Annotated in this window: 1 protein-coding gene; it reads right to left on the bottom strand. The window is 66.9% G+C overall.

What is annotated here, in order from left to right; translation table 11 throughout:
* Positions 1-174: 174 nt before the first annotated feature.
* The coding region (locus BTA35_RS17130) for a hypothetical protein (protein WP_139363741.1) at positions 175-414 on the bottom strand (240 nt) is incomplete at its 5' end.

The raw sequence follows: 414 nt of genomic DNA, 5'->3' as shown, positions 1-414 counted from the left end.
CACCGGCTTCGTATGTCTGCACACGATTGAAGAAGGTGCCCGACGGGTCGTCGTCATAGGGGCGAGCGTCGGTGAGGCTGCCCGCCTCGCCCGACGTATTCCATTCCTTGCAGCTCGTCACGCACGCATGGCATCCCACGCATACGTTCAGATCGATGACCAGCGCCATTTGTGTCATTGCTCGTCTCCTTGTTCGCCACGTGCGTCGCGCGGCGCCACGCCGAACGATGCGGCCCGGCGCAACCGCGCCGCGAATTCGCCCTTGCCCGCGAAGTAGGCCTGCACGCGTTGCACGACGCTCGTCGAGCCGGGCATCGGCCGCATCGGGGCGAACTGCGGCAGCGTCGTCGCCGCCTCGGCCTCGGCCGGGTAGATGCGCACGCGCACGTCATACCAGCCGGCTTGGCCTGTGAT

This window comes from Oceanospirillum linum (assembly GCF_001995095.2).
In the GTDB taxonomy this organism is placed as follows: domain Bacteria; phylum Pseudomonadota; class Gammaproteobacteria; order Pseudomonadales; family Halomonadaceae; genus Oceanospirillum; species Oceanospirillum linum.
This window is presented reverse-complemented; position numbering and strand designations above follow the sequence as displayed.